The organism is Ligilactobacillus aviarius subsp. aviarius DSM 20655 (genome assembly GCF_001436315.1).
Taxonomy (GTDB): Bacteria; Bacillota; Bacilli; order Lactobacillales; family Lactobacillaceae; genus Ligilactobacillus; species Ligilactobacillus aviarius.
Genome location: NZ_AYZA01000009.1, coordinates 52,265 through 64,319 on the forward strand (window position 1 = coordinate 52,265; position 12,055 = coordinate 64,319).

1 protein-coding gene is annotated in these 12,055 nt (G+C 44.2%); it reads left to right on the plus strand.

The genetic code is table 11. The features are described from left to right. Nucleotides 1–53 precede the first annotated feature (53 nt). On the plus strand, nt 54–12,055 hold a 12,002-nt coding region (locus FC33_RS01560; protein ID WP_202813762.1), incomplete at its 3' end, for a mucin-binding protein.

Sequence of the window (12,055 nt, forward strand, 5' to 3'; positions counted from 1 at the left end):
GGGTTAAATTAACGTAGATAGAAGATATATATAAATTTAATGGGGAGAATAAAATGAAGAGTAAGAGTTATATTGGAAATCGTTATAATCGTGTAAAGTTATATAAAAAAGGCAAGTTCTGGGTGGCATCTTCAATTACCTTTTTATCATTAGGGATTGGGGCAGGTGTCAGCACAGTTCGGGCCGCAAACATTTCATCAAGCAGCCGCAATGAAGAAGTCGAAGAAGTATCTTCTTCAAGTGCGTCAAAAATCAATGCACGGTCATTTTCTTCAATTCACATGCAACCGCAATCAGTTGCAAGTTCAGTGATTGAAGCGAGTGCTAGTCAAAAATCAAGTTCAATTAGTTCAAGCCGCGAATCACAATCTCAAACTGATTCATCAGTTTCAAGTTCGGTTCAAAGCAGCTCATCAATCAGTTCAGCTTCATCAACAAGCAAACAATCATCAGCTGTGAAATCATCAAGCAGCAAGCAAGCATCTTCATCAAGTGAAGAAGCTTCTTCAGTGCACTCTTCAAGCGTTCAAGGTTCATCAAGTTCAGTTGGCGCTTCAAAGAAGAGCGCAGAGCATTCTTCAAGTGCTTCAACTGCAAGTTCAATGGGCAAGATTGCTGGCGTAACGGCTGATAAAGCATTGGCAAGTGATCTCACAAACAAGGAAGATTCTGTTTTAGGTGCCAATGCCGGAACAAAGCTTGTTCAAAGTACGCCAGTGATCGCTAACCGGAAGAATGATGAAGAAGACCAAGCAAATGATACTGAAGCGACCCTGAAAAATGCAGTTAAAGCGGAAGATGTTGCGCGGGTTCGTTCACACAATTCAGTTTTAGATGCAAATGAGAGTTCTTATGGCGATTGGACGATTTATTTTGTTACCACATCTGGGGAAACAGTGCATACACCGAAAGGGTACACTAACATGTACGGTTACCAGGTGGAAGCTAATTTGGAAACAATAGTTACTACAATTGAAAACGAAGGTTACCAGTATATTGCTGATTTACCGATTACAATAACTGGGCCTTATAATGAAATTTCGGCATATTATACTTTGATTTTTCAACCGGTACGAAAACAGGGTGGAGCGGTAACGGTCAAGTATGTAACTCAGAGCGGAAAAATATTAGGAACTGGAACAGCAGAATATACGGCTCCGACAGGTGATTCTGATTCCACCCCATATGTTGGCGATACGTATTCAACAAGTGCAGAAAGTTTTAAGGGATACCATTTGGTTAAAACGCCTGCCAATTCATCGGGACTGGTTTCATCAGAATCACAAACGGTAACGTATACGTATGCTCCAAATGTGCAAACAGTCACGGTAAATTATATTGATTCGGCAGAAGGGACAATTGTTGATACAGATAATGTTAAGGTAGCATACGGTTCAAGTGTTGATTACAACGCTCAACAATTTGTCAATCAAAATCTTTCAGGGTATCAGATTTCAAAATCAAATTTACCGGCAAATGGAGTTCTTTCATATGGATCATCGACGTCATATAACGTTTATTTAACTCATAAAATTGACACAACAACCCAAACATCAACTTATACTCAAACAATTAAATATCAATATGCCAACGGTAATCAAGCAGAGCCGACGAAGACTACAACCGTAACCTTTACCCGGACAGTAAAAACTGACGAAGTTACGGGTGAACAAACAGTTGGCAACTGGACAACCAGCGACTCAACGAGTTTACCAGCTGTAACATCACCGACGATTGCGGGTTATACCCCAAGCCAAGTTACGGTTCCAGCCGTAACGGCAACGCCGGGTGGCAGTGATAACCAAACAGTTACGTATAATCCGAACCAAGAATCAATGACAATTACGTATTACGATGCCGATGAAGGCAAAGTGTTGTCAACGAAGGTTCTTCAAGGTGGTTACGGCACTAAACCAGACTATGATTATCAAAGCGTAATTGCTCAGTACGAAAAAGAAGGCTATAAGGTTGAACGGAGTACGATTCCGTCAACGGGGTTAGTGTTCACTAATTCAGATAGCCAAAGCTACGAAGTTGATTTGACACATACATCGACTGTTCTTCCGCCAGATTCGCCAAATCTGACAAAAACAATTAAGAACACGATTAAATATATTTATGCTGATGGATCACAAGCAGCTCAAAGTGTTGTCCAAACAATTACGTATACGCGGATAGCGACAAAGGATAACGTTACAGGGGCAATTTCATATTCAAATTGGAAGACAACCACTAACCCAGCTGAATTTCCGTCAGTGAAATCACCGACGATTGCGGGATACACGCCAAGCAAGGCAGAAAGCGGAGTAGTTCCAATTTCATCTGATAGTGCGGATTTAACGGAAACAATTATTTACACGAAGAATGGCGGAACTCAAACACCGCAATCAGATACGAAGACAACGGTTACGGAAACCGTTTACTTTGTTGACGAAAATGGAAATCAATTAAAGGCTCCGTATACGGCAACAATTACGTTTACCCGGACAAAGAATAGCAACGGGACGTATACTGCATGGCAACCGGTTGGCGGCAAGGTTGATTTTCCAGCCGTTGACGCACCGGAAATTGCGGGTTACACCCCAAATGAATCGCAAGTGCCGATGATCACAAACGTTTCAGCAACGACCGCTAATATTTCAAAGACGATCGTTTACACCCCGATTCAAGGGACAGTTGTCTTTAATTATTACGATGAAACTGATGGCGGCAAGTTAGTTTATACAACAACCCAAAGCGGGGACCACGGAACAACGATTCCAAACGATGTGCAAAAGTACATTGCGGGATTTGAAGATAACGGGTACGTCCTTGATAAAGCGAAGAGTGATGTTCCAAGCGGAGCAACGATTGAATTTAACGAAAGTACGCAAACATTCAACATTTACTTTACTCACGGAACGACTACAACGACGCAAACGTCAACGGTTACCCAAACGATCAATTATCAATATTCTAACGGGAAACAAGCAGCAACGCCGCACACCGCAACGATCACGTTTAGCCGGACAGCAACGCGTGATAATGTAACGAACCAATATACTTATGGTCAATGGACTTCATCAACGAATGAATTTCCAGCCGTAACATCGCCAACGATTACAGGTTACACGGCATCGGTCAGCGTTGTTCCTGCGGTAACGGACGTTGAAGAAGGCGACACGATCGCACCAACAACGGTCATTTATACCCCGATTCAAGAATCAGTTACGGTTAAATACGTTGACGATACAACTGGTCAATTAATTACATCAGTTACATTAAAAGGAAATTATGGTTCGACATCTGATTACTCAACGAAGAGTGCAATCAGTCAATTAGAATCAAAAGGTTATGTCTTGGTTAAGGATGGATTCCCATCAACTGGCATTACCTTTGGTAAGAGTGCATCAACATACACGGTCGACTTTACAGAAGGGGTTACGGATTCAACGCAAACCGAAACGGTAAAGCAAACAATCAACTATGTTGACCAAAACGGCAATCAAATTGCTGATCCGCATGAAACAACGATCACATTCACGCGGCCAACTGAAAAGAATAATGTTACTGGAGTCGTCACAAATGGTGCATGGACCCCGGCTAGTTCAGTATTCCCTCAAGTTGCTTCACCGAAGATCACGGGTTACACTCCAAGTGCAACTGAAAGTACGGCAGTTACGGTCAATCCAGATAATCCGGAAAACAATACGCAAACCATCACGTATACACCGAATAAGGAAACCGCAATTGTCCAATACTACGATGAAACAACGGGCAAGGTATTGTCATCAGTAACCTTAACGGGGAATTATGGAACTCAAAGCAGTTATAACCCGGCTCCAACATTGATGAAGTATATCCAACAAGGATACCAACTTGTCAGTGATAACCTTCCCGTTGGAGGAATCGACTTTAACTATGATGGCACAACGCCAACATATAAGATCGTTTTGAAGCATGCGACCCGGACGGATTCGGTTTCAAGCAATCCAGATAATTTGCCAACTGATGATCTGCAAAAGACGGTCAGTGAAACGATCAACTATGTTTACGGCAAGGATGCTGGCTCATTAGCCGAGACAAAGGCTGCTGACTCAGTAACCAAGACAGTTACATTTACGCGGACCGCAACGGTTGACCAAGTAACGCACCAGGTAATTTCATACGGGGCATGGACGCCAACAACGGGTCAATACCCAGCCGTAACATCCCCAACGATCACGGGGTATACGCCTGATCAAGCAACGGTGGCTGCTCAAAGCAACATTACCCCAAGTTCAACCAACTCAACGGTTACCGTAACGTACAATCCAAATCAGGAGAAGTTTACGGTTAAGTTTGTTGATCAAACAGAAAACAATAAAGTTTTAGATACAGTTACAGAAACGGGAGCCTATGATACCAAGTCATCGTATTCTCCTGAAAGTGAAATTGAATCATATGAAAAGCAAGGATATCTTTTAGTTTCAAACGGATACCCGACGGATGGTTATACCTTCAATCAGGATGGGGCTGACCCAACCTTTACGATTGTTTTGAAGCACAATATTACACAAGATACAACAACCAATAACCCAGATAACGTTGCTGGATTATCAAGCACAGTTAACCAAACGATCAACTATGTTTACGGTTCAAATACAGGAAAAGCAGGGCAAACAGCTGCTCCGACGAAGACAACGACGGTTACATTTACCCGGAGTGCTTCATATGACCACGTAACAAAGCAAGTTACTTACGGCGCTTGGACCCCGGCAAGCGGGAGTTTCCCGGCCGTAACATCACCAACGATTGCAGGTTACACGCCAAGTGCAGCCTCATCAACAGCGGTTACGGTCGCTCCAGGTGCAAGCAATAACACGCAAACAATTACGTATAACGCCAATGACGAATCAGCAAAGATCGAATACATTGATCAAACGGACAATAATTCGATCATTAAGACTGACACCGTTAATGGTGTATTTGGTCAAACCGTCAGTTATGATCCAACAAGTGAAATCAAAGCGCTTGAAGCTAAGGGCTATCAGTTAGTTTCAAACGGTGTTAAGAATAATCAAATTACATTTACGAATGGCTCAAATCAGGTTTACCAAATTGTTTTGAAACACGGGACAATAACTGAAACCCCATCAAGCAATCCTGATAACCTTGATTTGACAAAGACGGTTAGCCGGACGATTAATTACCAATATCAAAACGGTTCACAAGCAGCTAACCCAGTAACGAATTCCGTAACGTTTACCCGGACGGCAACGAAGGATAACGTCACGGGCAAGGTTACCTATACTGCATGGACAAGTACGGGCAACGCTGAATACCCGGCCGTAACGTCCCCAACAATTACGGGCTACACTGCAAGCCAAACCCAAGTGGCAGCATCACCAGTAGCAGCAACGGACTCAAATTCAACGGTCACGGTTACGTATACGCCAAACCAAGAAAAGGCAACCGTAACGTTTATTGACGATACGACCGGAAAAACGTTATCAACCGAAACGTTAACAGGGGCTTACAACACGGATTCAAATTACAATCCGCAAGCCACGATCGACTCATATGAAAAACAAGGCTATCAATTAGTCAGCGATGATTACCCGACAAACGGGGCAGTCTTCGGCAAAGACGGCGTTGTACAAAACTACCAAGTTCACTTGAAGGAAGCAACGGAAACCTTTACGCCTTCAAATTCAGATGGCCTTGATTTGAAGCACACGGTAACGCAAACGATTCATTACGTATACAGTAACGGAAAGCAAGCTGCTCCAGACGCAACGGCTTCAATTACATTCAACCGGACGGCAACGAAAGACGAAGTCACTGGAGCAATCACGTATACGCCATGGACAGTTGCAAGCTCAAACGATGATTTCCCAGCAGTTAAATCACCAACGATCACTGGCTATACTCCAAGTGCAACGGCTTCAACAGCGGTTAATAATGTGACTGAAAGTACGCCGGATAACGTTCAAACGATTACGTATACCCCAAATAAGGAAACGGCAACGGTGAAGTACGTTGACCAAACAACCGGAAAGACGCTTCAAACCGTAACGGTCAATGGGGTTTATGACGGAACAACTGCATACGACCCAACATCTGTAATTCAAGGTTATGAAAAGCAAGGATACGTTCTTGTAAACAATAGCGTTCCAGCTAACGGAATCACATTCAGTCAAGATGGCGTAACTCCAACCTATACGGTTACCTTGAAGCACGGAACAACAACATATACTTCAACGAATAACCCAGCTGGTCTTGACTTAAGCAATACGGTTACGCATACAGTTCATTACGTATACAGTACCGGCGGTCAAGCTCAACCGGATAATACGCAAAAGATTACCTTTACGCGGACCGCAACGAAGGATAACGTTACAGGAACGATCACATACAGCAACTGGGGTCCAGCATCTGGAACCTTTAGTTCAGTGACGACGCCAACAATTGCCGGTTACACTCCGAGTGCAACTTCAAGTACGGCAGTTTCAGGGGTAACAGCTACAAGTGCTAATAGCTCGCAAACGATTACGTACACGCCAAATGAAGAAACGGCAACGGTAACGTATGTTGACGATACAACGAACCAAACGATCAAGACGGTTACGTTGACCGGGGCATTCGGCTCAACTTCAGATTACTCAACAGCATCTGAAATCAGTACGCTTGAAAAAGCAGGTTACCAACTTGTAAGCAATAACTATCCAAATGGCGGAGTTAAGTTCGATGAAAACGGTGAAGTGCAACACTTTACGGTTCATTTGAAACACACTTATACAACCGAAACGCCAACAAATAACCCGGATGGCCTTGATCTTAGCAACACGGTAACGCAAACGATTAAGTACGTTTACAATACAGGTAAGCAAGCTGCGCCAACGAAGACAACTTCAATTACCTTCACGCGGACCGCAACGAAGGATAACGTTACAGGCAAGATCGTGGGCTACACAAACTGGACCACAACGGGAAGCAACTCATTCCCATCAGTTGTTTCACCAACGATCACGGGTTATACTCCAAATCCGACAGCAACAACTGCTGTGGATAATTTGACGGGAACATCTGCAAACAATGTTCAAACTGTAACTTATTCACCAAATCAAGAAAAGGCGACAGTTACATTTGTTGATGAAACAACCGGCAAGACATTGCAAACCGTAACCTTAACGGGCGCATACGGAACAACGGATTCATACAACCCGCAAAGTGTCATTCAACAATATGAAGCTCAAGGTTACGAAGTTTCAAGTGATAACTATCCTGCAAACGGAGTGGACTTTGACGAAGACGGCAAGGTTCAAAACTTCACGATTGGATTGACGCATAAGATGACCCAATCAACCCAAGCTAAGACAGTTACGCAAACAATTACCTACGTATACAGCGATGGTAAGCAGGCTGCTCCAACGAAGAAGAGTTCAATTACCTTTACGCGGACAGCAACGAAGGATCAAGTAACCGGTGCAATCACCTACACTCCTTGGACAAGCGGGAAGACAAGCTTCCCAGCAGTTGATTCACCGGCAATTACGGGTTACACTCCAGACAAAAAGGTCGTTTCGGCAGTTACAGGGGTTAACGTCAATACTCCGGCGGACAATGTCACGGTAACGTATACTCCAAACCAGGAAACAGCAAGTGTTCAATACATTGACGACACAACTGGTCAGGTGATCAAGACCGTTTCATTAAGCGGAGCATACAACTCGAAGTCGGATTATGATCCAGACAGTCAGATCCAAAGTTACGAAAAACAAGGATATAAATTAGTAAGTAATGATTACCCAGCAAACGGGGCAGTCTTTGGTGAAGATGGCAAACAACAGGTTTACCAAATTCACTTAACTGAAACAACAACGCAATATACCCCAAGTAATAATCCTGCCAACCTTGATTTGACCGATACGGTAACGCATACCGTTAAGTATCAATATCAAGATGGGACAACGGCGGCAAATTCAAAGACGGCAAGTGTAACGTTCACGCGGGACGCAACGAAGAACAATGTAACCGGCGTGATCACATACACTCCATGGACACCTGCAATCAGCAACTTTCCTCAAGAAGTTTCACCAACGATTACGGGTTATACTCCAAGTGTTGCTCAAACAGCAGCAATTGCAGTTAAACCAGGTGACCAAAATTCAACCCAAACCGTTGTTTACACTCCAAATCAGGAAAAGATTACGGTAACGTATATTGACCAAACAACAGGCAAGACATTGCAAGTCGTAACCTTGACCGGCGCATACAACACGAAGGCCAACTACGATCCGCAACAACAGATCCAAGATTACGAAAATCAAGGATATCAGCTTGTTGATAATTCTTATCCACAAGGCGGCGCAACCTTCAGTCAAGACGGAACGGTTATGAACTACAATATCTACTTGAAGCACAAGGATGATAACAACCCAACCGGCTTAGACTTGAATCATACCGTTACAGAAACGATCAAGTACGTTTACAGTAACGGCAAAGAAGCCGCTCCAAGCAAGACGGTTACGTTGACATTCCACCGGGATGCAACGAAGGACGATGTTACGGGGAAAGTAACTTACGGTGCATGGACGCCAGTTGATGGGACGAACTTCCCAGCAGTTGACAGTCCAGCAATCACAGGATATACGCCAAGCCAAAGTGTTGTGAATGCAATCAACAACGTGAGCGAAGCAACCCCAGATTACACTACAACGGTGACATATACTCCAAATCAAGAAAAGGCAACGGTAACGTATATTGACGATACGACCGGCAAGACGATTACGGTTGCAAACTTGACTGGCGCATATGACACAACTTCAAGTTACAGTCCAGCCGCAACGATCAAGCAACTTGAAGGTCAAGGTTATGAAGTTGTCAGTGATGATTATCCACAAGGTGGAGTGGTCTTCAACCAAGATGGAAAAGTGCAAACCTTCACGATCCACTTGAAGCACAAGACAACCACGGAAACCGCAACGAATAACCCAGATCACTTAGATTTGAGTCACACGATCACCCAAACGATCAAGTATCAATATGCTGACGGCACAACTGCTAGTCAACCGCATACTGCTCAAATCACGTACACGCGGACCGCAACGAAAGACGATGTTACGGGCAAAGTAACATACAGCGATTGGACAGCTGCAAACAATGACTTTCCAGCAGTTGACTCACCAACGATTACGGGCTATACGCCAAGTCAATCAGTTGTTGGACCAGTGCAAGTCACGCCAACAAGTGCTGATCAAACAACAGTTGTCACATATACTGCTGACCAAGAAACAGCAACGGTAACGTATGTTGATGATACAACCGGCAAAGTTTTGAATAAGCAAACCTTAACCGGGGCATACGGCTCAAAAGCTAACTATGATATTCAAGGTCAAATCAAGAACTTTGAAAATCACGGTTACCAATTAGTCAGCGATGACTATCCGGCAAACGGTGAAGTCTTCAACAACCCAGGACATGTGAATAAGTATGTTGTTCACTTGAAACACAAAGTGACAAGCGACTCAACAACAAACAATCCGGATAATGTTGCGGACTTAACGAAGACTGTCAGCGAAACGATTACTTATACTTATGCAAACGGTAAAACGGCCGCTCAAAGCGTAACAAATAAAGTAACGTTTGCCCGGACAGCAACAAAAGACCAAGTTACCGGCAAAGTAACTTACGGCGCATGGACTCCAGTTGGCAATGACGACTTCCCAGCCGTTGATTCACCAACCATTACGGGCTACACTCCAAGTGTTGCTCAAGTTGGAGCTGTGAATAACGTGGCTGCCAATGCAAGTAACATTGTGAAGAACGTTGTTTATACTCCAAACGAAGAAAAAGCAACGGTTACATTTGTGGATGTAACAACGGGGAAGACAATTTCAGTTACTGATTTGACGGGCCCATTCGGTTCAACGTCAGATTACAGTCCAGCGGCAACGATCAAGCAGCTTGAAAATCAAGGCTATGAAGTTGTTAGCGACAATTATCCACAAGGTGGCGTCGTCTTCAACCAGGATGGAACGGTGAAGAACTACACGATCACGTTGAAGCATAAGGTTGAAACTTTGACGCCAGATAACGACCCAATGGGATTGACATTGAGTCACAAGATTACCATGACGATCAAGTATCAATTTGCAAACGGTGATCAAGCTGCACCAAGTAAGATCGAAACGATCACGTTTGGACGGACCGCAACGGTTGATGAAGTAACTCACCAAGTCACATATTCACCGTGGAAGGTTGAAGGGGCAGATGATTTTGCACCAGTTGCTTCACCAAAGGTTCGGGACTATACTCCAAATATCCAAACGGTTGGTGCATTGGATAACGTTGCTGAAAATCATCCGAATATCACGCAAACCGTAACGTATGACCTTGATAAAGAAAAGGCGACGGTTTCATATATTGATATCACAACTGGCAAAGTTTTATCAACAGATGATTTAACGGGTGACTTTGGAACAGCTTCAGATTATGATCCAAAAGCAGTGATCGATAAGTATGAAAGCGAAGGCTATCAATTTGTAAAGAGTGATTATCCAGCAAATGGCGAAGTCTTTGGCCAAAATGGAGTGGTTCAACACTACATCATTCAATTAAAGGAAAAGACAACGAACTATACGCCGGATAATAATCCGAAGAAGCTTGACTTAACGAAGACGGTTACCCGGACGATCAATTACGTGGACGCCAACGGCAAGCAATTGGCTCCAAGCGTAACGCAAACGATCACGTTTACGCGGAACGCAACGGTCAACGAAGTTACGGGTCAAATAACGTATACTGATTGGCAACCAAGCGGCAACGATGATTACAACGCAGTTGAATCACCAGCCGTTAAGGGTTACACGCCAAGCACGACCCAAGTTGGCGCGGTCAATAACGTTCCAGCAACGGCAACGAACACCGTAACGAACGTTGTCTACACGGCAAACAATGAAACAGCAACGGTAACGTATGTTGATGAAACAGCCGGCAAAGTATTGTCAACCGCAACGCTGACCGGCCCATACGGTTCAACGTCAAGCTACGATCCACAGGCAGTAATTGATAAGTACGAAAGTGAAGGTTACCAATTGGTAAGCAATGATTATCCAACAAACGGACAAATCTTTGGCGAAGACGGAGTAACACAACACTTCACGATCAAGTTTACGGAAAAGACAAGCAACTACACGCCGGAAAATAATCCGAAGAAGCTTGACTTAACGAAGACGGTTACCCGGACGATCAATTACGTGGATGCGAACGGTAAACAGTTGGCGCCAAGCGTAACGCAAACGATTACGTTTACGCGGAACGCAACGGTCAACGAAGTTACGGGTCAAGTAACTTATACTGACTGGCAACCAAACGGCAGTGACAGCTACAACGCAGTTGAATCGCCAACTGTGAAGGGCTACACGCCAATGCAAAAGACAGTTGAAACTGAAAACAACGTTTCAGTAAATTCAACTGATCAAGTTGTCAATGTCGTCTACACGGCTGATAAACCGGCAACACCGGAACACAAACCGAGTGAACCGGACAAGAAGCCGGCAACACCAGAACACAAACCGAGTGAACCGGACAAGCCGGTCACACCGGAACACAAGCCAAGTGAACCAGACAAGAAGCCAGTTACACCGGAACATAAGCCGAGTGAACCGGACAAGAAACCGGCAACACCAGAACACAGGCCGAGTGAACCAGCTAAGAAGCCGGCCACACCGGAACACAAACCAAGTGAACCGAACAAAAAGCCGGCGGCACCGGAACACAAGCCGAGTGAACCGGATAAGAAACCAGTTACGTCAGAACACAAGCCGAGTGAACCGGACAAGAAGCCAGTTACACCAGAACACAAGCCGAGTGAACCAGCTAAGAAGCCTCAGACATCAGTTGAAAAGCCAACTGAACACGTTCAATCATCGAAGAAACCTGTTCAAACCGCTAAACCAGCGGCAGGACAATCATCATCGAAGGTTGAAACGGTGAAGAAGGCTGTTTCAACGAAGCAGGTTTCATCAGCAAATGAAGGAACGGTTCGCGTTGCAGAACAATCAACCACGATTGAAAAGCAAACGCCAAATAA